The 25830-nt window shown below is 65.8% G+C and carries 17 protein-coding genes and 1 pseudogene; 6 read left to right on the top strand and 12 right to left on the bottom strand.

Going from position 1 to position 25830, the window contains the following annotated elements; translation table 11 throughout:
- Positions 1 to 6: 6 nt before the first annotated feature.
- Positions 7 to 660: an MBL fold metallo-hydrolase gene (locus ACWDV4_RS09480; RefSeq protein ID WP_449976184.1), complete on the top strand. Its 654-nt coding sequence runs from the start codon at positions 7 to 9 to the stop codon at positions 658 to 660.
- A gap of 97 nt (positions 661 to 757) precedes the next feature.
- The gene (locus tag ACWDV4_RS09475) at positions 758 to 1207 is read left to right on the top strand and encodes a hypothetical protein (RefSeq protein ID WP_449976183.1); all 450 of its coding nucleotides are present in this window, start codon (positions 758 to 760) and stop codon (positions 1205 to 1207) included.
- Positions 1208 to 1392: 185 nt separating this feature from the next.
- Here the strand turns inward: ACWDV4_RS09475 and ACWDV4_RS09470 are convergent, their stop codons facing one another.
- The gene (locus ACWDV4_RS09470; RefSeq protein ID WP_449976182.1) at positions 1393 to 4377 is read right to left on the bottom strand and encodes a S8 family serine peptidase; all 2985 of its coding nucleotides are present in this window, start codon (positions 4375 to 4377) and stop codon (positions 1393 to 1395) included.
- Between the two features lie 178 nt (positions 4378 to 4555).
- Between ACWDV4_RS09470 and ACWDV4_RS09465 the strand changes: the two genes are divergently transcribed.
- Positions 4556 to 5551 (top strand): LuxR C-terminal-related transcriptional regulator, encoded by a 996-nt coding sequence (locus ACWDV4_RS09465; protein ID WP_449976181.1) that lies wholly within the window; start codon positions 4556 to 4558, stop codon positions 5549 to 5551.
- Positions 5552 to 5705: 154 nt separating this feature from the next.
- Positions 5706 to 6992: a hypothetical protein gene (locus ACWDV4_RS09460; protein WP_449976179.1), complete on the top strand. Its 1287-nt coding sequence runs from the start codon at positions 5706 to 5708 to the stop codon at positions 6990 to 6992.
- 81 nt (positions 6993 to 7073) lie between these two features.
- Here ACWDV4_RS09460 and ACWDV4_RS09455 read toward each other — a convergent pair whose 3' ends face one another.
- Positions 7074 to 7331, bottom strand: coding sequence for an SCO4848 family membrane protein (locus ACWDV4_RS09455; RefSeq protein WP_449976177.1), 258 nt, complete (start codon positions 7329 to 7331; stop codon positions 7074 to 7076).
- Positions 7332 to 7572: 241 nt separating this feature from the next.
- Between ACWDV4_RS09455 and ACWDV4_RS09450 the strand changes: the two genes are divergently transcribed.
- Entirely contained in the window at positions 7573 to 8262 is a 690-nt protein-coding gene (locus tag ACWDV4_RS09450; protein ID WP_449976176.1) for an FKBP-type peptidyl-prolyl cis-trans isomerase, read from the top strand.
- 42 nt (positions 8263 to 8304) lie between these two features.
- Here the strand turns inward: ACWDV4_RS09450 and ACWDV4_RS09445 are convergent, their stop codons facing one another.
- A complete protein-coding gene (locus ACWDV4_RS09445; RefSeq protein ID WP_449976174.1) occupies positions 8305 to 9009 on the bottom strand; it encodes a class I SAM-dependent methyltransferase in 705 nt (234 codons plus the stop codon).
- 173 nt (positions 9010 to 9182) lie between these two features.
- Here ACWDV4_RS09445 and ACWDV4_RS09440 point away from each other — a divergent pair, with 173 nt between their 5' ends.
- Positions 9183 to 9386: a cold-shock protein gene (locus ACWDV4_RS09440; protein ID WP_449976172.1), complete on the top strand. Its 204-nt coding sequence runs from the start codon at positions 9183 to 9185 to the stop codon at positions 9384 to 9386.
- Between the two features lie 7 nt (positions 9387 to 9393).
- Here the strand turns inward: ACWDV4_RS09440 and ACWDV4_RS09435 are convergent, their stop codons facing one another.
- From ACWDV4_RS09435 to ACWDV4_RS09395, 9 genes and pseudogenes are all read right to left on the bottom strand, one after another.
- A complete protein-coding gene (locus ACWDV4_RS09435; protein ID WP_449976171.1) occupies positions 9394 to 10692 on the bottom strand; it encodes an MFS transporter in 1299 nt (432 codons plus the stop codon).
- Positions 10689 to 11264 (bottom strand): ArsR/SmtB family transcription factor, encoded by a 576-nt coding sequence (locus tag ACWDV4_RS09430; RefSeq protein ID WP_449976169.1) that lies wholly within the window; start codon positions 11262 to 11264, stop codon positions 10689 to 10691. The genes ACWDV4_RS09435 and ACWDV4_RS09430 overlap by 4 nt, the downstream gene beginning before the upstream one ends.
- Positions 11265 to 11380: 116 nt before the next feature.
- Entirely contained in the window at positions 11381 to 12283 is a 903-nt protein-coding gene (locus ACWDV4_RS09425; protein ID WP_449976168.1) for an IS982 family transposase, read from the bottom strand.
- Positions 12284 to 12415: 132 nt separating this feature from the next.
- A pseudogene (locus tag ACWDV4_RS09420) lies at positions 12416 to 12912 on the bottom strand (nucleotidyl transferase AbiEii/AbiGii toxin family protein); the annotation flags it as partial.
- A gap of 3 nt (positions 12913 to 12915) precedes the next feature.
- The gene (locus ACWDV4_RS09415) at positions 12916 to 13482 is read right to left on the bottom strand and encodes a hypothetical protein (RefSeq protein WP_449976167.1); all 567 of its coding nucleotides are present in this window, start codon (positions 13480 to 13482) and stop codon (positions 12916 to 12918) included.
- A gap of 182 nt (positions 13483 to 13664) precedes the next feature.
- Entirely contained in the window at positions 13665 to 15065 is a 1401-nt protein-coding gene (locus ACWDV4_RS09410; protein WP_449976165.1) for an IS1380 family transposase, read from the bottom strand.
- 730 nt (positions 15066 to 15795) lie between these two features.
- On the bottom strand, positions 15796 to 22428 hold the full coding sequence (locus ACWDV4_RS09405) for a polymorphic toxin-type HINT domain-containing protein (RefSeq protein WP_449976164.1): 6633 nt from the start codon (positions 22426 to 22428) through the stop codon (positions 15796 to 15798).
- Positions 22429 to 22659: 231 nt separating this feature from the next.
- The gene (locus ACWDV4_RS09400) at positions 22660 to 24045 is read right to left on the bottom strand and encodes a LamG-like jellyroll fold domain-containing protein (RefSeq protein WP_449976163.1); all 1386 of its coding nucleotides are present in this window, start codon (positions 24043 to 24045) and stop codon (positions 22660 to 22662) included.
- Positions 23975 to 25498, bottom strand: coding sequence for a DNRLRE domain-containing protein (locus ACWDV4_RS09395; protein ID WP_449976161.1), 1524 nt, complete (start codon positions 25496 to 25498; stop codon positions 23975 to 23977). Before ACWDV4_RS09395 ends, ACWDV4_RS09400 begins: the two co-directional genes overlap by 71 nt.
- Positions 25499 to 25830: the final 332 nt, after the last annotated feature.

Raw genomic sequence — 25830 nt, 5'->3', positions numbered from 1 at the left:
TATGGCATGTCATATACCGGAGAGATTCCCCCGGGCAGCGGCCCCGCCGTACGTGAACTGAGCGGCCTGACCATCACCAAGGTGTCGGTCGGCCCGATGGACAACAATGCCTACCTGCTGCGTTGCCGGTCGACCGGCGACCAGTTGCTGATCGACGCGGCCAACGAGGCACCCCGCCTGCTGGAACTGATCGGGGACGCTGGCCTGTCCACCGTGGTCACCACCCATCAGCATCCGGACCATTGGCTGGCGTTGGCCGATGTCGTCTCGGCCACTGGTGCCCGTTCGCTGGTGCACGCCGACGACGCCGACGGTCTGCCGATCCCATCCGAGACACTCGCCGACGGCGACGTGGTCCGGTTCGGCGACTGCGAACTGGAGGTCACCCACATCGTGGGGCACACTCCCGGTTCCGTCGTCCTGGTCTACCGCGACCCGGAGGGTACGCCGCACGTCTTTACTGGGGATGTCCTTTTCCCGGGTGGAGTCGGCAACACCGATCGGGACCCGGAGCGGTTCGCGCCGCTGATCGACGGCGTCGAGCACAAGATCTTCGGCCGACTGCCGGACGAGACCTGGTTCTATCCGGGCCACGGCAAGGACAGCACCCTCGGCAACGAACGGCCGGCGCTGCCCGAATGGCGAGCCCGGGGCTGGTGATCGAAAGCTGAAAGGCGGCCCGGGTCTCACCCAACCCGGGCCGTTTGGTCTCCGCCCGCAGACGCCCAGTTTGCTGGCCGCTCCTACTATCCCGACCATGTACCGCCGTCGACGGCCAGGGCGTACCTTCCTTCGGGTCTTCTCGACCTTCGCCCTGGTCTTTTCGATCACATATACGTCGATGAGCATCTGGTCGCTGGCGGACGACCGTCAAGGCTCCCTGACCTCTGCCGAGGTGGTCCATGTCGAACACATGGGGACCAAGACCTTCCTGACGGTCCAGTTCTCCACGAAAAGTGGTGAGGTGTGTGAAGCCAGCCTGCACGTCGCAAACGCCGCGAACCGAGCGGTGAGCATTGGCGAGCACATCAGCATCCATTACGCCAAAACCAACCCTTGCCTGAGGGTGCGGGAGGCCAACGACAATTCCGAGTGGTTGACCCCTGGGGGAGGGATGCTGTTTGTAATCGTGTTCGGCGTCATGGCCTACCTCGCATGGCGCCGTCCCCGGCCCGCGCTCCCGCCCCGATACGCCGACATGCCATAAGAAACATGGGAAAGCCAGCTCACCCTATTGATCTAGTGCGGTCAGGCAACATCCCAGCCACCACATCGCGCCACCGGTTTTTCGGCCCTCCCACCGCTCGCGTCAGCGACGGTGCTGACATCTCGACACGAAACAGCGGGGTCGGACGACGTTGTCCGGCCCCGCTGTTTCGTACGCCGATCAGATCAGTTGACGCTGATGACCGTGCCAGCCCCGTTCGGGTACTCGACGTAGCCCGTGTGCCGCCCAGCGGGCACACCCGACCAGTTGGCCGTGACCGTCAACGGAGTCCCCGGGGTGACCTTGGGGTTCTTCGGGGACACCGCCAGATTGCCGACACCACCCTTGCCGGTGACCATGTTCACCTGGGCGGTGAACGCCGTCTTCGTGGTGCCCGGCAGAACGTCAAGGGCGAGGACGACCATGACGTACGCACCGGGTTGCAGGTTCGGGAAGGCGAACCTCTCGTCTGCGCTCAGACCGTCCGACAGGTCAACCAGTTCCTGGGCCCCGTTCGTCTCCCGGAAGATGATCACGCCAAGCTCTGCCTGCGGGTCATCGGCCCGGGCGGAGAACTCCACCGCCTTGGTGCCGGCGGGCACGGTGACCGGGAACTGACTGCCCCAGACGTCTTCGACGCCCACCGCGCCCGGCATCAGCGGCCCGGAGGCCATCCCGTGGGCGTTGATCGGGAACTTCTTGAGTGCCGGGGTCACCTCGAAGGACACCGAGCCGGCCGCACCGGTACCCAGTACCTGGGTCGGTGCGATCACGCTCTGCGGGGTCACCACGATCGGGCTGCGTACGGCGGTCCCGCCGCCCGTCCAGGTCAGCGACCCGGTGGCCGTCACGTCGACCGAAGCCGTATTGAGCGCGATAGAGACGGTGAACTCCTTGGTCTCCCCCGCCTTGTTGAACTTGAGGGTCGACGGGCTGACCTTGACCTTGAACCCGGGCAGGTCGACCTTGGCGCGGTACACGCCGGGGGTGACGGCGGTGACCTTACGGGTGACGGTCCGGGCACCGAAGAGCTTGCCGACGGCGATCGACGGATAGTTCAGGTCACTGCCTTGGATCGGGGCAACCCCAGAGCCGGTCTTGAAACCCAGCCCCTCCAGGTAACCCAGCCAGTCCTGCTCGGAGGAGTCGTAGACCAGGCCGGGGTTGAGCATCCGGGTCGGGTCGACATGCCCCGCGCCCTGCGCGAAGACGTCGGTGTTCGGCTCCCCAGTCGCGGTCTTGGTGGCGAACGTGGTGGTCATCATCGCCGACTTGACCTCTGCCGGTGACCAGTCGGGGTACTTGGCGAGGTAGAGCGCCGCCAGACCGGCGATGTGCGGGGCGGCCATCGAGGTGCCGGAGTAGAAGTCGAAGTTCTTCCCCTGCGCACCTGGCGGGGCCACCGCTGCGAGGATCGCCACGCCGGGAGCCGCGATGTCCGGCTTCAGAAGATCCGCGTTGCGCAGCGAGGGACCCCGCGAGGAGAACGTCGCCACCTGGGGGTACGGCATGCTCGCGCCAGTCGGCAGCAGGGTGACCTGTGCCCCGGCGGTCGCGGCATAGTCCAGGACAACCTGCGTGTCGGGGGAGTTGATGTGCACGGTCGGCACGCTGTGCAGGTCTCCGCTGAGGTCCTGGTCGATCGGGTTGGCCAGCACCATCCCGACACCGCCGGCTCGCGCCACCTCGGCGGACTTCTCCGGCCGCGCGATGATGCCACGGAGGCAGACGACGACCTTCCCGGCGACCTGGGCCGGGTCGAGGGTCCCGGCCATGCAGTTGTCGGCGTCGGCGTCGCTGGCGATGGCGGCCTTCGCCGCCCGGGAGGTGATCAGCGGCTTGGGCCCGAACGCCGCCGCGACGGTCGTACTGGTGCCGTTGAAGCGGACACCGTTGCCCAACTCCACGCTGGCCGGGTACGGAGCAACCGTGCTCGCGGCCACCGTCGTCTGCCACGGTGTGGTGTTGTCCATGCTCGACGCGTACGGCCCGGAGTTCCCGGCGGACGCGGCGACGAAGATGCCCGCCGCAGCCGCGTTCAGGAAGGCGCGCTCGGTCGGATCGTTGGGTGACGATTCGAACGCCCCGCCCACCGAGTAGTTGATGACGTCCACGCCGTCGGCGACGGCCTGGTCGATAGCGGCGACGATGTCCGACCCGTGCCCGCCGGTCGTGCTGTCCGTGGTTCCCTGCCAGAGTGCCTTGTAGACGGCGACCTTCGCACCTGGTGCGACGCCGGAGATCTCCCCGAAGTCGACACCCTGCTCGGTGACCGGGACAGCGGTGTTCCCGGCTGCCGTGCCGGCGGTGTGCGTGCCGTGTCCCTGCGCGTCCCGGGGCGAGACGTAGTCATTCCGCTGGGCCGGTGGAACCATGCTCAGCCAGTTGTCCCCGAAGTACCGGGCGCTGATGACCTTCTCGTTACAGGCGGTCGCGGCGAACTCCTCGCCGGCCTGGCACGTGCCGGTGAACGTGGTCCCGTCGGCCTTCTGCATGACGGTGGTCCCGCCCTGCAGGTACGGCCGGTACGGGTCGGCCGCCGTTGGCGGTGCCGTACCGAGCGCCGGCGCGGTGAACGACGCGCTCTCCGGCCAGATTCCGGTGTCGATGACGCCGACGACAACGCCCTTGCCGGCGTTGGCCGTACCACCGAGCGTGGACCACACGCCCTTCTTGCCGGAGAGCCCGAGGAAGTCGACCGAGTTACGGTCGTTGGTGGTCTTGTACAGCTTGTCCGGCACCACGGAGACCACACCGCCGGTCACCATCAGCTTCACGACCTGGGCGTGGGTCAGTTCCGCGACAAAGCCGTTCGAGGCGACGGAGTAGCTTCCGAGCGGTTTGGCGCCGACGCTGCGGGCCACCTTGCTCTGCTTGTCCTTGAGGTGGCTGCGGTATCGCTGGGCGTTGGTGGTGTTTACGTCCACCTTCTTGCCCTTGCCGGGCTTGGTGCCGGCGATTCCGGCGACGCCGCCTTCGTACGTGGCCAGCGGCTTGTCGGCCAGGGTGACGATATACCTGCCGGTGCCGCCGACAGTCGAGGACAGGGCGGTCGGCAGGGAGACGGGCACGGGCGTGGCCGATGCCGGGACCGGGCTGGCCGTGACCGCCAGGGCTGCGGCGACCAGCGCCGCGCCGTACGCGTGGCTTTTTCGGATCTTGCGGGCCATTGCTCCTCTTTGGGGGTTCGGGGGCGAAGGGAGCTGCCCACCCGGCAAGATCGCCTGGTGGGATCGGTAGCAGTCAACGGCCAACCAGACGGGGTTGTCGAGATATCTTCATGACGTCTTCGGTCACGTGGCGAACCACGCCACCTGCCAAGCAACACGTTCATGGATCGGGTGAGGCGTGCAGAACGAGCCGGTGCTGGGCGCGGTGGGCATCAACGATTTCGACGAACGGGTCTACCGTCTCCTCCTCGGACAGCCCGACGAACCACTGGCGGCGACCGCTGCCGCCCTGGGCGTCGGCCCGCCCCGGGTCCGCGCCGCCGTCGCCCGACTGACCAGGCTCGGTCTGCTTCGGCGGACCGCTCCCGGCAGATACGAACCCATCGGTCCGGAGACGGCGCTGGCGTCGCTGGTCACCCGGCGACGACTGGAGACGGAAGCCGCACTGGACGGCGTACGGGCCGCAACGACGGATCTCGCCCGACTGTTCCAGACCGCCCGACTCCGCGATCCCGGACGTTGGATCGAGGTGCTGTCGGGGCAGGAGACGGTCAACCGCCGGGTGGACGAACTCACCGCGTCGGTACGCACGCATCTGTGGGTACTCGACCGGCCGCCGTACATGAAACAGGTGGCTGGCATCCCGGACACCAACGAGGCGGAGATCGCCGAGACCGAGGAAATGATCGCCAAGGGGGTGGACATCCGGAGTGTCTACTGCCCGGAGTCCATGGGCCGGCCGGGCCGGTTCGAGGTGCTGGTGCAACTGGCCAAGGTGGGCGAGCAGGCCCGGATGCTGCCCGAACTGCCGTTCAAGCTGCGAATCATGGACATGCGGATGGCCCTGGTCTCGCTCACCGGCGGGGTCTACGACAATCTCGCGCTGATCCATCCCTCCGGCCTGCTCGACGCACTCATCGAGTTGTTCAAGGCGTACTGGGAACGTGCCACGCCACTGCTCGGCGCACAACAGCCGACGGACGACCAGCCGAGCGACGAGGATCTGCTTCTGCTCCGGATGCTCAAGGCGGGTCTGAAGGACGAGACCATCGCCCGCCAGCTCGGCGTCAGCGCCCGTACGGCCACCCGCCGGATCGCCGCAGTCATGGAGCGACTGGGGGCCACCACCCGATTTCAGGCCGGGGTGGAGGCGGCCGCCCGGGGCTGGCTCTGACCGTACTGGCGCTGACCGTACGCGGACGCGGCCGGACGGGGCCGACGCCAAACTACGGCCGGACGGGGCCGACGCCCACCACCGTCGGACGGGGCCGCGCAGATCGCATCGACGGTGCACCATGTACCGACGCAACGTATCGAAGTAGGCGGGGGTGGTCATGATGTGGGACCGGGGTTCAGTCAGTCGGCGGGCGTTCGTTGCGGGCTCGGCGGTCGGGGTCGGCGGTCTGGCTGGTGCCGGTGGGCTGGCCGGCGTGGCCCGAGGTGCGGTGGCGGAGACCCCGCTCGCCGACGGTACGGCGGACGCCGGGCTGGTCTACTTCGACACGTTCTTCGCCGGCGCAACAGTTGACGAGAAGATCACCGCGATGAACGCCTGGCACCTGGCCCAGGCTGGTAACGCACCGACCCCGGCGGTGCTCTTCGACGCGAAGCTGTACTCGTTCTCCACCCCGATCAAACTCTTCTCCGGGATGGCGCTGATCGGCGGCAAGTCCGCCCCGGCCCGGGAATACTCCCGGGCCACCGTGCTGAGCTGGACCGGCGGGGCGGACAGCTCGATGTTCGTGTTCCCCGGCGAGCAGCCGAGTCAGGGTTACCCGTCGGACAACTCGCCCCGGGACGTCACGATCGCCTGGATCCAGATGCAGGGTGGCGGTTCGACGCACTGCATCGCCAAGAACGACCCGAGCAGTTCCACGCACACCGGCAAGGTGCTGTGGATGTCGAACTTCCACGGCTGCGGGTTCAAGAACTTCGCCACCGTCTGGTGGGGCTGGGGCGACGGTACGAGCATCAGCGGCCCCACCCACGTGCAGGGCTGTACGGACACCCCGTTCTTCCTGGCCGGCTCCGAGAACTCGATCTTCGGTACGGACGCATTCTCGTTCATGGACTCGTCCGTCGCCGCCTGGGCCACCGCGGGCAAGCCGTTCATCCGCAGCCGGATGGAGAAGTCGAGCATCGGCCACGTCATGATCACTGCCCGGCAGACCGCCAGTCACCTCTCCGTCGAGGGTGGCGGCAACCTGCTGGTGAGCGGCACCTGCTTCGACGCACAGAACGCCGACCCGGTACACGGGTCCGCGCTACGGATCAGCGGCGGAGACGGCACCGTGGTGCAGAACGTCAGCTTCAAGGGCGCGATGAACGCCCCGGCCTCCGCCCCTGGCGGCACCGCCGCCAACCGGGGCTGGACGCACGTCACCGGCGGTTCGCAGATCACCTTCGTGGGCAACCTCTTCTCCCGCAAGGGCACGGCGGCCACAGCGGCGACACCGCTGGTGTACGTGGGCAGCGGCGTCACCGTCGGACAGGTGAAGTGGGGCTTCAACACGTACGGCAACTATGCCGGTGCGAACGCCGTACTCCAGCAGGCGGCGGCGAACCGCCTGGTCGTCACCACCGACCCGCTGCTGACCGTGACCACCGCAGCCTGACCCTGTCGGCCTCAGCCTGACGGGGATCCCGAAGTCCCGGGGCCCGCCCACCCCTGGGGCGTCCTCGTACGCTGCGCCCGCCTACCCCTGGGGCGTCCTCGTACGCTGCGCCCGCCAGCCGCGCACACCGAGGACGCCCACGGTGGTGCCGATCGCCAACGACGCGACGATCAGCAACGCGTGGATCCAGAGGAAGCTGGTGGGGCTGCCCTGTGCCACCTCACCGGCCGACCAGGATCGGGGATCCTTCCAGATCGCGACGGCGAACCTCGGCCAGATGACCCAGGTCCACACGCCCACAGCGGTGAGAAACCAAGCCCAGCCACGCGACAGCACCATGAGCTGCGAGTATGCCAGCCGCCCCGACGACGCGGTACGCGCCTTCCTGGCGCTGACACCGGCCACTGGCCCAGTGCCGGCGCTGGCGCCGGTCGACATGGGCCGGGGGCGGACGCTTCAGTCGCACAGAACTGAGGGGTTCGCGGCGTGCCTGGGACCGAGTACGGTGTGCCCGGGTGATCCATCCGGCCATGCCCCTCCCGGCATCGCCGTTGCCCTGCCCGCGAGGAGTCGACATCAGATGAGCGATCGGGTCCAGAGCCGTACGCGCACCGCACCGACCGACGCGAAGGCGTCGACCGGAGGTAAGGCATCGACCGGCGTGCAGCCGCTGACCAAGGCCGAGAAGCGTGCGGCGGCGAAGGCCGCCAAGGCTCGGGCCGCGGCGGCCAAACGTCGCCGGAAGCTGCTTACCAACGTTCTGGCTGGCGTCGCGGTCGTCGGGGTACTGGTCGCCGCCGTCATCCTGATCGGGCGAGCGGTCAGCTCGGACGGCAACTCGGCGGGCGCTGCCGGAGCCAACGCCTCGACGGGTGCCAAGGCGTTCCCGCCGCTGCCCGAGGGCGCGGATCCGGCGCTGGGCATCCGACCGACGCCCAAGGCCGGCGAAGGGGAGCTGACCAAGCTGACGGTCACGCCGATGATCGAGGGTACGGGCCCGGCGGCGGCCACCGGACAGACCGTCACGGTCAACTACGTTGGTGTGACGTACAAGGACGGCAAGGAGTTCGACGCCTCCTGGAACGACTCCGAGACGTTGGACTTCCGGATCGGTACCGGTGAGGTGCTCAAGGGCTGGGACCAGGGGCTGGTCGGGGTCAAGGTCGGCAGCCGGGTGCAGTTGGACATCCCGTCCGAGCTGGCCTACGGCGACACCGGCCGGGTACCCGGCCCGCTGCGCTTCGTGGTGGACGTACTGGCCGTGGAGTAAGCGGACCCGCCAACGGTGGCGTAGGGCACCGGCAGCCGGCGGTCACCGTACGGGTTCCAGCACGTCCATCCGCTCGATGTCAAAGTCACCGAAAGCGCCGGCAGTCGAGCCCTGGTAGCTCGCCAGCACGCGGAGCCGTTCGCGGGGCAGGTGGGCCCGGCCCGGGTCGCCGATGAGCATCCGGGCCCCCCGCCTGGTGACCCGCTCGATGAAGGGCAGCATCCGTTGCGCCATGGGCTCGCTGTAGAAGACGTCACCGGCGAGCACCACCTCGGCGTCGCCGCCGTCCCCGTCGAGCAGGTCACCGTAGCTGGTGGCCACGGAGACGTCGTTGGCTCGCGCGTTCATGATGACTGCGGCGAGCGCGTACGGGTCGACGTCGTTGGCGGTCACCGCCGCCGCTCCGGCCCGGGCGGCGGCGATGGCGGCCAGCCCGGAGCCGGTGGCCAAATCCAGCACCCGCCGGCCGGTGACCGTCTCGGGATTATCCAGCAGGTAGCGGGCGATGGCCTGGCCGCCGGACCACGCGGTGGCCCAGAACGGCGGGGTCAGGCCCTCGCCGGCCTCCGCCTCCATCCGGGCCCACCACACCATGGCATCCTCGGCCAGGTGCAGCCGGATCTCGGGTACGGCAGGCGCCGAGCCGAGCCGGAGTTGGTCGAGACCGGGATGGTCGTCGCCGGCAGGGTCTGCTGGCCGTACCTTGCGCTGAAGGTCGGCCAGGGCCGACGCGGTACGGCTCGTCACCCGTCCAGCATGCCGGAAAAGTACGACAGCCGGGATATATCCCATACTGGAATGCGGCCTGACTTGCACCCGATATGGCCTCCGGCCGGCTACTGTCGTTGTCGTGTGGGCAATCACCGGTCGCGAGACCGGTGAGATCAGGACTTCTGTGCCCACCCGTAGAGGAGATTTGCATGGCAACCGGCACCGTGAAGTGGTTCAACTCGGAAAAGGGCTTCGGCTTCATCGAGCAGGACGGCGGAGGTCCTGACGTCTTCGTGCACTACTCGGCCATCACCGGCTCGGGCTACCGTGAACTCAACGAGGGCCAGAAGGTGGAGTTCGAGGTGACCCAGGGACAGAAGGGTCCGCAGGCGGACAACGTACGGGCGATGTGAGTTCCGCTCACGCCTGATCGATGGAGGCGGGCCGGGACGGTAGGTCCCGGTCCCGCCGGATCGGTCCGACCAGCAGGATCAGGCCGGTCAACGCAAGACCGCCCATCATGATCCACATCGTCGTATGCACCCCCAGGGCGGTGCCGAGCGCTCCGGCGAGCAACGCACCGACCGGGATGGTCCCGTAGTTCAGCAGGTTCATGCTGACCGTGACCCGACCCAGCATGTGGTGCGGAGTGTACGTCTGCCGGAAACTGCCCTTGATCACGTTGCCGGCCACCACCCCGGCAACCAGCACCACTCCCCCGGCGACGGCCAGGAGCAACCGTGGCCCCGGAGCGGCGAGCGGAATGAGCAGCCCGAACGGTGCCCCCACCAGTTCGCTGAGGATCAGCCCACGGGCGGTGCCGAACCGGCGGGCGATCGGAGTGGCCAACACCGCACCGAGCAAGCCACCGAGGCTCATCCCGGCAACCAGTCCGCCGACCAGACCGGGACTCAGCCCCACCTCGTCAACCAGGAACACGACCAGAATCGCCTGGTAGCCGATCAGGCCGAGATTGCTCACCGAGCCAAAGATCGCGAGCAGCCGCAGGTAGGGGTCGCGGACCAGAAACCTGAGCCCTTCGCCGATTTCCCGACGCAACGAGGTCGACTGACGATTCTCGGCGGCACGCGGCTCGCGGTCCCGGATCGACAACAGGCAGACCGCCGAGACCAGGAAACCGATCGCGTCCGCCAGCAACGCCAGCGCCGCGCCGAACGCCTGCGCGATCAGTCCGGCCGCACCCGGCCCGGCCACCTGCATGACCGACTCGGTGCCCTGCAACTTGGCGTTGCCCTCCGGCACCTCCTGCGGGGTCAGCAGCGCCGGTAGGTAGACCTGGTAGGCGGTCTGAAAGAAGACACTGGCCGTACCGGCGCCGACCGCCACCAGCAGCAACTGCGCGATGGTCAGCATGCCCAGCCAGGCGGCCACCGGAATGCTGAGAAACAGCAGCGCCGACACGATGTCGCACACCACCATCACCGGCCGGCGCGGCAGCCGGTCGACCCAGGCACCGGCCGGCAGCCCGATGATCAGCCACGGCACCCAGGTGGCCGCAGCCAGCAGCGCGACCTGGAACGTCGTCGCGTCGAGCATGGCGATCGCCACCAGCGGCAGCGCCACGCTGGTCACGCTGCTGCCGAACTTGCTGGTGGCCTGCCCGATCCACAACAGCCGGAAATCGCGGTGCCAGAACGACCCGCCCCGGCGGCGGGGGTGCGGGGCGCCCGTCGGGGGCGCGGCCTCGATGACGCTCACGGCTGCGCCGGTACGCCGTAGGCGAACAGGAAGACCGGCTCCCGCCGCTGCCCGTCATCGGGCACCTCGCGGTTTGCCCATCGGGCCAGCACCTCGTTGATCTCCTGCTCGACCTGCGCCAACTCGGCCGGGGTCAGTCGCATCCACCTGTCCGAGGAGAAGGCGCTCTCACCCCAGGCCTGGTGCTCGCCCTCGCTGGCGGCGTACCAGGCGCGGGCCAGGCTCACGTGCCGGTCGAGGTTGAGCGAGACGGCGGCGTTGGCCACCGCCTGCGCGGCAGGATCGCTGGCGAAGTCGGCGGTGGCCCAGCGCAGGCCGGGCGAGACCAGCCGCCACCACCGCTCACGGCGGTCCCGGGCCAACTCGGGGGCCTCGGCCACCAGGTCACACCCGCCGAGCACCTTCATGTGGTGGCTGACGTTGGCCACCGCCTGACCGGTGCGCTCGGCGAGCATGCTCACCGTCGACGGCCCGTCCACCTTGAGTACGTCCATCAGCCGTCGCCGCAGCGGGTGCGACACGGCAGCCAGCACCTTGGAATCGGTGACCTGGCGAACCTCAGCATCATTCATGATCGCCAGGATGCCATGCACGATGCTCGTTTAGCAAGAGTTATTGCACAACTCATCTTGCTCACGCGGAAGCGGGCCTCCCACCCCTAGATGATTGAGTCCTAAATCTTTGCTGGTCAATGGTCGTATGCGATGAGTGATCTTGGGTTGGGTGCGCCGATGTTGGTGTTGTGCCAGATCACAGCGGCCAGGGCGAGTAGGCGTTGACCGACGCGGGCGAACAGGCCGTCGTGTCGGCGGGCTCCGTGTCGTTCCAGGGAGAGCTGGCCTTTCAGGCTCTGGAAGATCGACTCGATCCATTGGCGGGCGCGGAGCAGGGCTTTCTCGGCCGGGGTGCGTGGGGCGTCGGCTGTGGCGTTGGCGCGTTTCGGGCGGACCAGGTGGATGCTGCGCAGGTCGCAGAAGTGGTCGAACTCCGGGCTGGCGAAGCCACGGTCGGCCAGGATGACCTGCCCGTCGGCGATCAGGTGGTGGTCGGCCTCGATGAGGGCGGCCATCACCTCCCGTTCGTCGAGTTTCGGGTTGGCCAGGCACCACAGCACGGGCATGCCCTCGGCTGTGGCCAGTAGATACAGGCGCATGCCCCAGAAGTAGCGGGAGTGTGAGGCGCTGTAGCCGTAGCTGGCGTCCCCGGCCAGGTCCGAACGTTTCGTGGTCTCCCGTGAGGTGCCGCACGGTACCGGGGTGGAGTCGATCAACCTGAGGATCGGGGCACTGGTCGGGGTGACCTGGGCCAGGGCCCGGAGCACGGTGGCGATGAGCTGACCGCTGCCGCGGACCCGTTTGCCGTAGCCGGACGCGGTCGGCAGGTACGGGAACATGTCGCGCAGGTGGGTGCCGGCCCAGCGGATCCAGTGCCGTTCACGAGGGAAGTCGAACAGGACCTGGGTGATCACCAGGCAGACCAGTTCGGCGTCGGACAACTGCTGGGGCCGGCCGGGACGGCGGCGACGCGGTACCAGGTGATCGTCTACGAACACGTACAGTGCGGTCAGAAGGGTGTTGATGTCAGCTGTCACGAGCAGACAACGACACCCTTCCCTGTACCAGTACGCCGGCACCTCCCACCAGCAAAGATTTAGGACTCAATCATCTAGCGCGCGCTACCGTTACGCCGCCTACCCTTTCTCCACCGCGAGGGCACATGCCCGTCAGCTATCGCGAGACCCTCCCCCGTCGAGTAGTTCGCGGCGCCACGCCGCGAACCGGTCACGGAGGTTGTCCAGCGCCTGGCCAGTCACGCCGTACTGAGCAAAGTCATCAGGATCGAGCACGTTGGCCTGCCCGAGAGCATCGGCGAAGACGCGCCGGTCGAACCCGCGATCAGCGCGTTGCACGAGGTTAAGGACCGTTTCCGGCGTGTAGCGGCCAGATCGGAGCGCGGCGTCGATATCGATGAAGTCACGAGCGAACGCTCGCCCGTAGAGCGCGCTCATCTTGTTCGCGACCGCGTCGTCAGGATGTAGTACGGGTCCGACGGCCATGAGAATGGGTTCGTTGGCACGCCAGTCCACGCCGAGCGCCACCTTGGAAAGACGGCCGCCGTCGTGACCATCAACCGGGCGAATGTGTCGTACTGCCGCTCGATGTCGACAGTCAGACCGTCGTCGCGGTAGGAGCCGACGACAACGGTGACCAAAGCGCTGAACCGTTACGCGGCGCTCGTACCGGTCGCGGCGAGTTTGGGGAAGGCTTCCTCCCAGTTTTGTCGCAGCTGAGGCGGCAGCCAGAGGTTAGGCCACAGCCGCAGAAGCAGGCCGGCGTTGAGCCACGTATTCAGGTCGTCAACCGTGCTCGCCTCGGTGAGGACGACCTTGTACATGGTGGCCAGACGTCCGGTCCGACTCAGGTCGTACTCGGCATGGCCCGACCAGTCCAGATGACGCGGAAGCGTGACCACACCTTCCGTCGGGCCGTTCAGCGCCGCAAGGGTGTCGGCCACAACGTAGGGTTTCCGATCCCCGTAAGGACGGTAGTCCACCGGCGGCTGGGGCACCGTCTTACGCCGGCTGATGTTGGTCGCCCGACGGACTTCCGGTCGTAGAGCCTGACGAATCGTCTCCCGACTGTACCCAGTGACCCGCTGCAGATCCACCGATCGCCAACCGGCCGCATGGAACGCCCGCAGTTGCTCGTCCCGCTCGGTCAACGCGGCTGCCTTGGTTGCCTCATACCTTGCAACGACCGTGCGCAGATCATTCTCGGAGAACTGACCCACGACCGCAAGCCTACCAGGCTAGGCCAAGCACGTTAGCCTCGGTCTTTCACTTGAGTGCCGGTTAATAGTTGTCACTCGTTGAACTCCGATTTGGGTGTTTAGATACGTTTATTGGTATGCCGAGGGCCCGGCGCTGGGCCGGGTTCCTCCATTGAGCGTTGGTCGGGCGTGGGGATGTGGGGTCAGCTGGTGGGCCGGGGCAGGCCGGCGAGCTTGCTGAATGCTCTGGTTAGGGCGTCGGTCCAGGGCCAGTTGGCGGCGATGGCCAGGCGGGTCCGTCGGGCGGTGCGGGTGATCCGGGCGGCGACGTGTAGTAGCCGGTAGCGCAGTTTCTTGGGTTCGGCGCGGGCGAGGTCGCCGTCGAGGAGCAGGGTTTGGGTCCAGGCGAGTAGATCGATGCCGGTCAGGGCGAGTTGGAGCCAGGCCTGGTTGATGGCGAAGTTCCGGGACGGGAACCGGCCGAAGCCGGTGGTTTTGCCGGTGCGGATGCGGTCTTCGACGCGGGCGTGGGCGCGGTGCCGGGCTTCGAGGTGTTGGATGCTGCCGTTGCCGGCCGGGGTGTCGGTGGCCACGACCTGGTGTCGCCAGCCTTCGATGGTGTCGAACAAGGTCAGTTGGGCGCCAGGGTGTGGGCGTTCCCGGCGGACCACAAAGCGGGTGCCCTCGGGCCAGCCGGTGGTGTCGAACAGGCCGGTGATCTCGCAAACCTCGGCGTGTTCCCGCAGGCCTCCGTCGGTGTCGATGGCGGGGATCCAGCCGGTCGCGGCCCCGATCGCGGCCCGGACCGGTTCGGTGATCGCGGCACCGACGGAGAACCGGATATCGAGGTGCTGCTGCTCTCGTAGTGAGCGGATGTGGGCGAGGAACCCGTGGCTGGAACCCGCCGAATCGGCGCGCAGCAGGATCGGGGTGCCGTGCCGGTGGACGTCGGGGATCTGCGCGAGGGCCTGGTCGAGCACGGTGATGTGATCGGCGGTGGTGTTGGACCCGGCCCGGCCCTCCCGCAGCAGGCCGGCGAGGGCTTCGCCGGTGTTGTCCAGGAAACACAGCAACGGGTGGTATCCGAAGGTCTTCTTCCAGGTACGGGTCGCCGACTCTTTCTCCGAATGGCAGATCACGATGGTCGCGTCGATGTCCAGGACCAGACCATCAACCTGCTGGCCAGCCACCATCGGCTGCGGCCGGTCACCGCGAACCTCGGCGTGCTGGGCCCAGGCGACCTCACGGGCGCGTGCCCGGGCGGCACGCAGGCCGGCCAGCATCGGCTCGTCCAATCGGGACAACATTCGCCACGCGGTCGGGTCAGACGCGACCGGCCCGAACAGGCCGGCCTGGTCACGCAGCACCGCCAGATCGGCGATGGCCTCACCACCGTCGGCGAGCATCACCGCCAGATCCACGGCGATCCGTCCCGGGTCGTGCCCGCCCTGCCACTGCCGCAGTCCGGCGAGTGCGTGGCTGAACGCGCTGGTCAAGCCGGTCGCGTCGGCCAGGTCAGTGAGCAGCCGGGCACCGGCGTGACCGACGACGCCCCGCCCGTCGCCGGTCACCATGATCTTCGGACGTGTTGCGGTAGCCTTCACTCAGCAAGTGCCTTCCGTGGCGGGTGAACAGGACTCTCGACAAGCCCTATTTTCCCTGATCAGAAGGCACTTCTTCGTTTCCGGTCCACTCCTTGGACAGCCCTTAACGAAGGGCCGAGGCTAGGCGATTTGCAGCACGACCGTGACCATCCGTCAGGTAGCCGCGTACGTATGCTCAAACATTTCTTTGACGTCCAGTTCGAGCTGCAGTGGCACCACCCCCGCCACCGAAACAACCTCGCACAATTACGCGATGCCGCCATTTATCCCATGCCCGTATTGGACTCCGAATTCTGCTCGGATGGGTCCACATGTCGGCACCCTTCTCCACCACCAACCGCGACTAGGATCTTGCCGTCCATCAGCTCGCTCGACGCAACCATCATCATCGCGTTCCGTAAAGTCAATGAAGAGCTGGTCAACCTCTGCGACGATCGAATTGATTCGGTCTTTCCGTATCGGATCGACACGTGAAATAGCCACCGCAAGCCGGTCCCGAAGAATAAGCCCTGCGATGTAGTCGTGCGCCCCCCAGGTCGAGCGGTCGCCAGGAGGCGCCGAAAGGTCCGCCGCAAACTTTGACAGGTGCTCCCACCACGCCCTAAGCAGATCCATCACACCGAGACTGACCCGGGGTGAGATTGGAACAACGACTGCGTTGAACAAGAACGCGTCTGCGCCACTGACGCGTTGCGACAGCCACTCGTTGAAGGTAGTCACGGATATCACCTCAGCCACCCCTGTAGTAGGCGGTGCTCTTCCACGGCTGATCATAGTTAATGATCACCCGAACGCCATTATGTTCGAACTTGGCAGAATTCTGCAAAGAGCCGTCCCGATTCTTTAACCTGACAGGTCCCGCGTTTCTCAAGGTTTCTTCAATCTCGAACTCACTCGGCCGCCCCATTGCTGGATTACCTGCTCCCGTATGCCCATGCACGAACTGCACCATCTCATCGAGTGAGTAATCAGTCCCATGGAACGAAGCCTTACCCGACTTTTTACCGCCGAACGGCTTCCCGCAGTACGGTCCGGTGTTGTGCACAAGTACGGGTGTGTTGCCGGCGAGCACATAGTACGTGTGGATGTCGTGGACAGTGAGATTGTAGGCCGTCGCGGTACGGGTCGTGGCGTCAACGAGCCCCCCAACCGAGACCTGCCCGCCGGCGGCAGTTAGCAGTAGGTCGCCCTGGTCGAGTTCGTCAACTCGCTGCCACTGCTGGTCGGTAGCGTTCCAGTAGGGGTGATCCTCAGTGGTGGCAAGACGGCTTCCGCCGACTTCGAGATCGACGATTTCGTCCTCGTGGATCCACAGCTGGGTTACTGGACGAGGTCCCTGCTTCCCAGTTTCCGGATCAGTGGCGAGGACAAGGTCGCCTATCTCAATTTCACTAATAGCTTTGGTGGTGCCGTCAGCCATGAAGACAAGAGTGTCCCCGCCGAAGCTGCAGGCAGCTTTGGCAATTCGATATCCCGTAGTGCCAACCTCAGTTCCGGCGCGCCCGATCTTGCCGATGCCAAAGGGTATAAATCCGATCGCAACCCAGGCACATCCTGCTGCGCTACCGTTAGCACAATCGGTATAGTCCGAGATTCCGGTCACGCCTAACAAGAAGTCGCTGACCGCTTTGTTCTGCGCATCGGTCATCGACTTGCAGTACTCGTGGTAGTTGTAGCAGAAGACGGCCCATCGGAGCCGATGGCGCTGCACCGAATCCAAGTTGGATAGATGAGTACCATATACAACTTGAGCGTAAACTTCTTCTGTCATGCGCCCGCGCGATGGGGCTTTCCCACCTTTAGGCCCGTCCCCAGCCCACGAACCCTTTTTCCAGGGATCCTCCCCCTTGTCATCCTCGCACTTGGCTGGCCAGCATGGGTTGTTATTTTTCTCGTTTGGATCGCCCCCACCCCAGCCAGAGCAGTCGTCTTCTGGGCCGCATGGGGCTAGACCACTGGGGTCCGAAAGGGTGGCTGGGTTATTGTTTGCGTATGAGTAGCCGTTCCATTGCTGGGAGTCGCCGACGACCATAAGTGGGTCGACGGAGATAAAGCGACCGAGGGCTGGATCGTATTCGCGAGCTCCGAGGTGAGTCAGGCCAGTGTTGTCCTTGGTGCCACCGACGAAGCCCTTGTCCATGGCTGCTGGCCAGGTGCCGACCGGGGTGCCTCGTTCTTCGCCGAAGGGGTAGGAGCGGCGGCGGGAGACGGTGAGGTCAGTGTTGCTGATCGTGACTTCGGCAGTGTTGTGGTGGTCGCTTCCGAGCCAGTCAAGTGCGCCAGCGGAGGTGCGCATCGCGATGACGGTGCCGCCGTGGCTGTAGTAGCGCGTAGATGTGGCGGCAGAATTTTCCGGTTTCCGGACCTCCATGCCCCCAGGCAGGTAGAGCGTCGAACCTGCCGGGTCCCGGCGGATGAGCCGGTTACCGTCAGCGTCGTACACGTAGCTGCTGGCCCCGGTGGTGTCGGTGGCGGTCGCCAGTTGTCCTTCGTTGCTCCAGGTTAGGGTCTGGTCACCATTGTCGCCGGGGCGGGTGAGCGTGTTGCCTGCTTGATCGTAGGTGTAGGTCTCCGCCTTGGTGGTGGCACCGGTGGTTACTACCGATGTAACGGCGTGCGGCTTGGAGCCGGCAGCACCGCCCTGGGCAGGGTAGGTGTAGGTGCGGGTGGTGTTACTACTGGCGTGCCGGGTTTCGGTAAGGCGGTTACCGGTGGCGTCATAGGTATAGGAGTGCCAGTAGGGTGCGGGCCCACCCAACCCTGAGACTGCCGGATCGGGGGCGCAGTCACCGCTCGTCAGGGTCCAGGCGTTGGTAAGCCGGCTTAGGTAGTCATAGCGGTAGCACTGTGTGTCCGCGGCTCCGCCTTCGGGCCTGTCCGCGATGCTGGTTAGGTTGCCCGCCTCGTCGTAGCTGTAGGTGAAGTCGAAGATCTCGGGTTTCTGCTCGGGAATGGCGTAGGCGTTGGTCAGTCGGTTGGTTGATTCCTCGTAGGTGTAGTTGAAGGTCGTCCGCTTGCCATAGTCGCCGAGGACGCGCTGGGTTAGTTGACCGAGCTTGTTGTATGCCGTCGAGTAGACGTAACCCTGCTCGAAGTTACCGGTCGAATAGAAGTAGTCGGGTGCGCCGACGTCGTTGTAGGCGAAGGAAAGCTGTTCACTCGCCATACCGGCGGCACTGGGCAGGGTCGTGGTGGCAACCTGTCCATTCGCCCGGTAGGTCGTGGCGTAGTCATAGACGCATGGGGTGGTGGTGCCGGCTGCACACAGCCCACCTTCACTGCTGGGGATCGTCACCCTGATACCGGTGGGACGACCTGCCGCGTCGTACGCCGCGATCTCGTTGGTGTAGGCGTTGGTGGAGCCGGCGGGTTCGTATCGGATGGACTTGGTTATCTTCCCGACCCCTCCGGGGAGGGTGTCGTAGACCCATTCGGCTCGCTTCGCCCCAGTGGCGGATCCGTCTCGGAGGCTGGTCTTCCGGCCAAGCGCATCGTAGGTGTAGGCCAGGGTGATGCCGCGCGCGTCGGTGCTGGTGAGCAACTGCCCCACGGCATCGTAGGTCGAGGTGGTAATTCCCTTGTCGGGATCCTCGTCCTTGATCTTCCGACCGCGCTGGTCGTAGACGTAGCGCCAGGTATTGCCAGCGGCGTCGGTGACGCTGGCGAGCTCACCCCGGCGGGTGTAGCCGTACTCGGTCTTGTCGAAGGTAGAAGGGGTGTCGTCACCTACATCGGTGGGGTTTCTGTAGTGGCGTAGTTCGACTGTCCGGCCGCGGGCGTCGGTGATGCTGGTGGTGGCGGTCCCGCCTGTGGGAGGTGTGACGCTGGTGCGGTCTCCGCCGTACGACGTAACCGTGCGCCACTTCTCGGTGACGCCCGATTTGAGAATTGCGTTGGTCAGCCGGCCGGCTTCGTCGTAGGTGGTGGAGATAAGTGAGGGAATCGCTGCTGTACCTGGGCCGGCAACGAGGGCGGTGTTCGGGGGTGTGTTGGTGCTGTCGTAGTAGGGGTTTGAGGCCCATTCGACCAGGCCACGCGAGTCGTAGACGGTGTCGGTGAGCACACGCCCGCCTCCGGGTGCCTGGGTCTGGGTTTGTCGCTGCCGCAATAGACCGTCGTACAGCGTCACCGCTGTGTGGTACGCCTGGGTGCCGTTCGGTAGCAGGGTTTTGATGGTGACGGCGGTTGGCGCGGTGTTCCGCACCAGGTAGGCGAACTGACTGTTGGGCGCATTGGGGTAGGTGGCTTTGGCCCGGCCGGGGAGCCAGACCTTGAGAACGCGCCCCAATCCGTCGTAGGCCAGGTCGGTCCGAGCAGCGTTGGCATCGTCCACGGTCGTGACGGGCAGGCTCCATGCGGGTTCCATGGTCGCGGTGGCGGTGTGCCCGAGGTTGTTGGCGACTCGTACGGAGACGACCGGTCCGGCAACGAGTGGTGTGAAGGTGGTGGCGGTTTTGCGCCCCAGGACGTCGTAGGCCTCGGTCGCCCGCCCGTTGGCGTCGTACACCGAACGCGAGGTGGTGATCCAGTTCGGCGTCGCACCGCTCCACGAATCGACTTCCTCGACCTTGGCGACGTTGCCCTTGACCGGCAGATACGTGTCCCAGTCGTTTGTCTCTGCGTCATAGGTGGTGCGGGTCCACGTCAGGACGTCCCCTGGCAAAGCTGGCTCGGCCGCGCAGTTGACGCCGACTGTCTTGCTTTCCTTGACCCGGTTGAGCATCCAGTTTGCCGAGTTGCGGGCGTATACGGTGCGGACGCAGATGTCGTCTTCAGTCTTCGCCGAGTTCTCGTCACCGAGATCGTCGACCTGAACCGGAAGGTTGTCACTGTTGTAGGCGGTGATGGTCTTGGTCCAACGCACGGCATCGCCGGAGAGCTTGGTGCGGTTACGGACCGTGCCGACGTTGGTCATCCACGCCCGTAAGGGACCGGATGAAGCGGTCGGTCCCTGTCTGACGGGGGTGTTGATCGTTCCATAGATCCAACTGCCATCGGAGCCGAGAAGGGTCGTCTCTTCTCGGAGCATTCCGTTGTAGGCTTCGTGATCCTCGAAGGCTTCGCCCTGCGAGTCGGTGACCACGACATTACGGGTACCGGTAGGTTGCTTGTCACCGTGCATGCCGCGCAGGTAGAGATACTCGGTAGCAGTTTGTATACCGGATTCGAGTCCCTTACGGACGCGGACCTTGCCGTATCCGCGGAACTGCCCCCAGGTGCGCTTCTTCTCCTCCACGAGCTCGGAATCGTCGTAGTGCCAGGCCGGGGTGTCGAGGTAGTCGTAGTTGGTCTGCTCGTGCGCAAACCCGCCGGTGTTGTCGTACACGTCCACGCGAGTCACCACATACTTGTGGAACCAGTCCAGCTTCGGTTCTTCACCCTCCGGGGCGTAGTACTGCGGGAAGCAGCGTTTGTTGTTGTCATGCACGGTGGGCAGGCTGGACCGGACGCATTCGGGGTCGGAGTAGGACACCGCGATCTGGGCACCGGACTCGGTGGTAATGGTGTTGATCCGGTAGCGGAACAGGTTGGAGCGACCGTCGGCCATCGCGTCGACCCGGTTCGCCAACGCCTCCGTGCCCGGGTCGAACACCACCTCAGGGTCGGTTACCTCCGGCCCGCCTGCGGTGGTCACCTTGCCGGTACGGGTAATGCCGGCCAGCCACATCGGCTTACCTTCGTTGTCACCCGACTGTAGATAGGTGTGACGGAGAGTCCACCACTCCACCTCGTCGTACACGTCACCGGTGCCCGAGTACACCTGGGAACGCACCTGCGACAGCCGCTTAGCAGTCCAGAACGTCGGCGCCAACTGGTCAGTGCAGGGAGCCGCCTTGCAGTACTGGTCCCACGGGGTGTCCAGCCAGGATGCCTTTACCGGGTCTGAGCCCGTCCAGCAGTTGGTGTCACAGCGATCAGCGACGTCAAAGATGACTCGGGCCGCTGCCTGGGTGGTCGTGGCAGCGTCGGCGCGGTTACCGTATTCGATGCGGGACAGCCAGCCGCCCCGGTCGTAGGTGGTGCGCTTGTCGACATCGCCTTCCCGGCCGTACGCGCCGGACTCCCGCTCATAGAAGTAGGTCATGGTGTTGCCGTGCGGGTCGATGACGTAGTCGAGGTTCCACCGCCACCCCTGGGTGGTGCGGGAGCCGGCGAAGTCGCCAGCCTTGTAGCCGGGCTCATCCGGGTGGTTGCCGTAGATCGGAGCGGTCCAGACCGACTTCGTGGCCGCCGTACCGGACGCGCCGCCCGGTCCGCTGTTCCGACCGAAGAAATACTGGGTGCCGTCGATTGCGGTGACCTTCCAGTACTCCCCATCGTTGTCGCCGTTGCCGAACGAGGTGTCCTTCAACAACTCGATCTTCGCGCCGTCGTCGGAAACACCCTTCCAGGTGTTGCCGGTGGACTTCACCAGCTCGGTTGCCCGCCCGTTCAGTGAGATGGTGGCGTTGCCCTCCGGCTTGAACCAGCACAGGTCCCCGCCGTACACGGTCTTGTTGTTCGGCTGCTGGTCTCGCTCAGCATCCTTGTCGTCGGCACACGCTTTGAACTTGCGCTCGACGTATCCGGGCCACATGTCCCAACCGTCACCGATCCACGACCCCTGGGTGTTCGTGCCACCCGTGCGGCCATCGACAGACCCGGACGAATATGCCAAAGCCAGAGAGGGTTCCGGCCCGCCAACCGCCGGCACCATACGCAACGGGTACGACCAGGCAAAATCGCCCGTCTGCTGTGACACCTGCCAGGTGCTCGATGGGGAGAGACTCGTCGCGGTGTAGTCACCATTGTCGCCGGAAGGACCAGCGGTCGCCGCCAGGAGGGTGGCACCGCCGTCAGCAGCCAAGGGCACCTCGGCTGTCACCATGTTGGAGCGCGCGTCATTCCGCGACGCTAGGGGTCTTCCATCGGGCAACGTCACCAGTCGCAACCGCGACGCCCAGTCCCCGCCGTACGCACCCGCGAACGCCGAGTAGTCCACGCGCACTGAGACATGGCCGGCTCGAACCACCCCGTCAGCTCGGCTCACCTTCAGCACCAGACCGGAGACACCAGCACGGTCAGCGGTGGCGCGATCAGCAACCTCCACTGCCACCCGGTCGACAACGCCCGATGCCCCGACCATGCCGCGCTGCACGTCCTGGCCAGCGGATAGCGGTGCGGACGCTACCCAGACCGGCAAACTGCCGGCTTGTTTACCGGCTACCGCCCCTGCCTCGCCAGCCGCTGTAGCAGATGATTGCGATAGATCGGCGTATGCCTTGCCGGGTACTGGCCAGGAGACCTTGCGAGTTCCTTTGACCTCGTTGCCTGCCGCTGTCCAAGACGGGCGCACCTTGGGTTTCACTGGTGCGACCGCCACCCCGGTCACATCCTTCGGGGTCGGCGCCTTCCACGTATCAATAGGAGCGGCCGCCGCAGGTATCTCGCTAGCCAGAGTGATGGCCATGACGGTCGCCACCGCACCGGCTAGCCGACGACTGGCACGTCCCATGGTCGACATAGCTGTCCCCCGAAGCGGACGCCTTCCCACCGCACCCACTTTGCACTCCCTCCACCGCGCGACGACCCAACGACTCAAACTCATGTACTGCTACCGGTTGGCAAAACGATCGATGTCGGAGCTGCCCCAGACTCGCTGTGCGGCGTAAACGTGGTCGAGGTCGCCAACCCACTGTCCTGCGGTTGCGCCGCTCCAGGCCCTGCCCATGACGAACACGCCAGTGGCTGACCATCCGCTGCTGAAGTCAGCCTCGGCAACCACACCACCGAGGTTGTCAGTCCCGTTCACGTACAACCTGATCTTGCTTGCGGCTCTGTCGTAGATGCCGACCAGGCTCACCCAGTCGCCTTCGATGACGTACTCGGTGGTGCAGGCGCTGATCTCCGCCGCGCCTGCGGTGTCGGCTGCGGTCATGGTGAAGCACCATTCCGCGTCGAGTACCTCGTCGCCGTCCAGGTCACGGTCCTTACGCAGGCCGATCCGGAACATCGCCGTGTTCACGCCGTCCTGGGAGACAGCCGTGTGGGCGGTGGTGGTGTCGGTCGCCCGGACCCAGGCCGCGACGGTGAACCCTGCCGGTGCGGTCGTGTCCAGCACCGGGGACCGGGTAGCCAACTGCCCGTTGCCGTCCAGGGTGACCGCGCCGGTGCCGACCTTGCCGGCCTGTTGCCACGACACCCCAGTCCCGCTCACGTCCGCCGGGAACGTGCCCGGTACGGAGTTGGCGACGGTAGCTCCCGCTGGTTCGTCCAGGGTCCAGTTCCACGAGCCCGTGCTCGGGGTGACCAGGAAGTCGTACACCCTCGGGTCGCTGGTCGTACCGGCGGTGTTACGCGCCCATACCTCAAGCCTGTTCACTCCATCCCGCGTCGGAGTGATCGACTCGAACCCGGTATCGCCGACTACCTCACGGACGGACATGTCGTCCCAGAACACCGACTTGTTCGAGCCGACCGGGAAACCGTTATACAACCGGATGAACGCATCGGTCGCAGTAGTAGGAATTGTCATCACCGTGGTCAGCTTTTGCCAGGTATCGACTGCCGTTGGCTTCGACGACGGCAGTCCGGTGTAGGCGGCACTGTCTTTGTAGTGCGCCACAATGCTCAACCCGCGAGAATCAAGCGGACTAAGACCCGTCGCGGCCGGTACATAGATCCAGGCGCTGATCGCGTACCGCTTTCCCGCCTGCATACCCAACCGCATGCCGCCGTAGTCTCCCTCGATGGAAGCGAAGGTGTCACCGGTCGTCGCGCCCGCTCCGCTGCCCGTCGCCGTCGGTGTCAACTTCAACGATGACGGACTGTTGTGGCCGCGTTCAGTGCTGCGAACCATCGTCAGGAATGGCATCACCGTGAACCCGGTCAGATCGGTGGAGACCTGCTGCTGGTTCTCGGTCAACTGCTCAGCCTGCGCCTGCCCGGCCGGCACTGTCACATAGTTGCCGCCGTTGAGGCTGTACATGTACTCCGCCATGTTGGTAACACCGGGAGCCAGGGCCACCGTTCCACGTCCCCGTCGACTTCTCCGCGTACGGCGTCGCCGTCACCATCGGCAACGACACGTCCTGCGTATCGACGGTGAAGGTGAACCAGCCCGAGTAGCCGCCGCACACGTACGAGTCACACGCCCGAGCCCGCCAGTGATAGGTGCCATCCGGCAGGGCAGCACCGGCCAACGGCACAACCGTCCACCACGGCTGCGTAGAAGATCCCGACGGGACCCCCGTCACCGCCGTACCCGACTTCGCCACCTGCCTGGCCTTGGCGTTGTCGAACACCTCGTACTCGGTCCGCAGCACCCCGGCATCCGGGTCCGACACCTTCGCCCTCAACTTCGGCGTACCCGACCGCACCACCGCTGGCGAGGCACACGCCGAATAGCAAGAGTCCACCTGCAGATCAGTCGGTACGTTCGGCGTCCGGTTGTAAACCAACGTCACGTACGGCCGATTCGATGCTGCCTCAAACGAGTTGAACTTCTTCCACCCGTTGTGGTTCGACTCGCTGGTCGCCTGCAGTCCAACATTCGCCGTGGAGTCAGTAGAGGAGAAGGCCCCCTGGAAGGTCTTCTTCACCGATACCGACACCCAACCGTCACCACAGGAGCCGTACCCCTTGGTTCCCGTCGAGATGCCGTCCAATGCCCGCCACGTCGGCTGGCTCCCCCACCGCGCGGTGTGGTTCACATACGACGTCGTCCACGCCTGCCACTCCGTAGCGGTACACGACCAGGAGTGGAAGTTCCACAGGAACAGCTCGGCTGACACCACCGATGCACCACGGTATGCCTCCATGCCGTGGAAGCTCAGGAACGACCGGGCCTTACACCCCGAGCCACAGCCCTCAGATGCGTCGTCACTGAACCCCAGCCGCAGATCCTTCTCACCCGACTTGTCGTCTACCGTGATTGTGTTCTGCACATACCCATCAAACGCGGGATTCAGATTCACCTTCGGGTCGATCGTCACCGGATACGTCAACTCCGGATCCGTGTAGAACGCCGGATCCGGCGTCAACACCAGATCGGTGCCACCGCTCTGGTTCGTCTCAGTCGCCACTTGAACGTCGGCCGCGTGTACCGGTTCACCCGTCGTCGGCGACACCCGGGCATCCCACATCCGCGCCTCGGACACCACGACGGGCGGTAAGCCCGCCGTCGAACGCAAGGCCGCAGCCGGGCTACCCGCGACCACTACCGGCTCCAACGACCCCGTATCCCACGGCATCGACACCGACGCAAGACCCGCCGCCGCCTCCGGCGTCTTCACCACAAAGAAATACTCAAATCCGGTACGACCAGCCTCGATCACCAGATCGACACCCGGCCTCACCTCGACGTATGTCGCCTTCGGCCCATCCAGGACCGGCTGAGGCAGCTCACCCCGCCATCCCAGGCTGACCTGCTCAACCCCACGCCCCAAGGACACAAGCGCATCCGACCCTGCTCCACGGGCATCCGACAAGGACAGACCACGAGGATGGGCCCTCGGCGCGACCCTGCCGTCCGCCTTGCGCTCCAACGTCAGATCCACATCCACCCACGAGCCCGCCTCATTCTGAGTGCGCTCCGGCCCGACATGCAGCTCCGACTTGAACGTCCCATCCGGCAACGCCCACGTACGCCCCGTCTCCGACGTCATCCCCGACACCTCAACCGGCTTACGGGTCCGATACGCCAGGGCCATCGCCGACGCCTCATCCACAGCCGACAACTGGCCGGCCGTGGGCGACGCCGCAGCGCTCCTCTCTGCCGATGCCT

It is taken from the genome of Micromonospora sp. NPDC003197 (genome assembly GCF_053590565.1).
This window is presented reverse-complemented; position numbering and strand designations above follow the sequence as displayed.

Bases quoted from the DNA above. Each gene is read 5' to 3' on its own strand.
- ACWDV4_RS09430 (WP_449976169.1), bottom strand. From the start codon at position 11,264: ATGAATGATGCTGAGGTTCGCCAGGTCACCGATTCCAAGGTGCTGGCT.
- ACWDV4_RS09440 (WP_449976172.1), top strand. From the start codon at position 9,183: ATGGCAACCGGCACCGTGAAGTGGTTCAACTCGGAAAAGGGCTTCGGC.
- ACWDV4_RS09400 (WP_449976163.1), bottom strand. From the start codon at position 24,045: ATGGCGGAGTACATGTACAGCCTCAACGGCGGCAACTATGTGACAGTG.
- ACWDV4_RS09455 (WP_449976177.1), bottom strand. From the start codon at position 7,331: ATGGTGCTGTCGCGTGGCTGGGCTTGGTTTCTCACCGCTGTGGGCGTG.
- ACWDV4_RS09470 (WP_449976182.1), bottom strand. From the start codon at position 4,377: ATGGCCCGCAAGATCCGAAAAAGCCACGCGTACGGCGCGGCGCTGGTC.
- ACWDV4_RS09475 (WP_449976183.1), top strand. From the start codon at position 758: ATGTACCGCCGTCGACGGCCAGGGCGTACCTTCCTTCGGGTCTTCTCG.
- ACWDV4_RS09480 (WP_449976184.1), top strand. From the start codon at position 7: ATGTCATATACCGGAGAGATTCCCCCGGGCAGCGGCCCCGCCGTACGT.
- ACWDV4_RS09450 (WP_449976176.1), top strand. From the start codon at position 7,573: ATGAGCGATCGGGTCCAGAGCCGTACGCGCACCGCACCGACCGACGCG.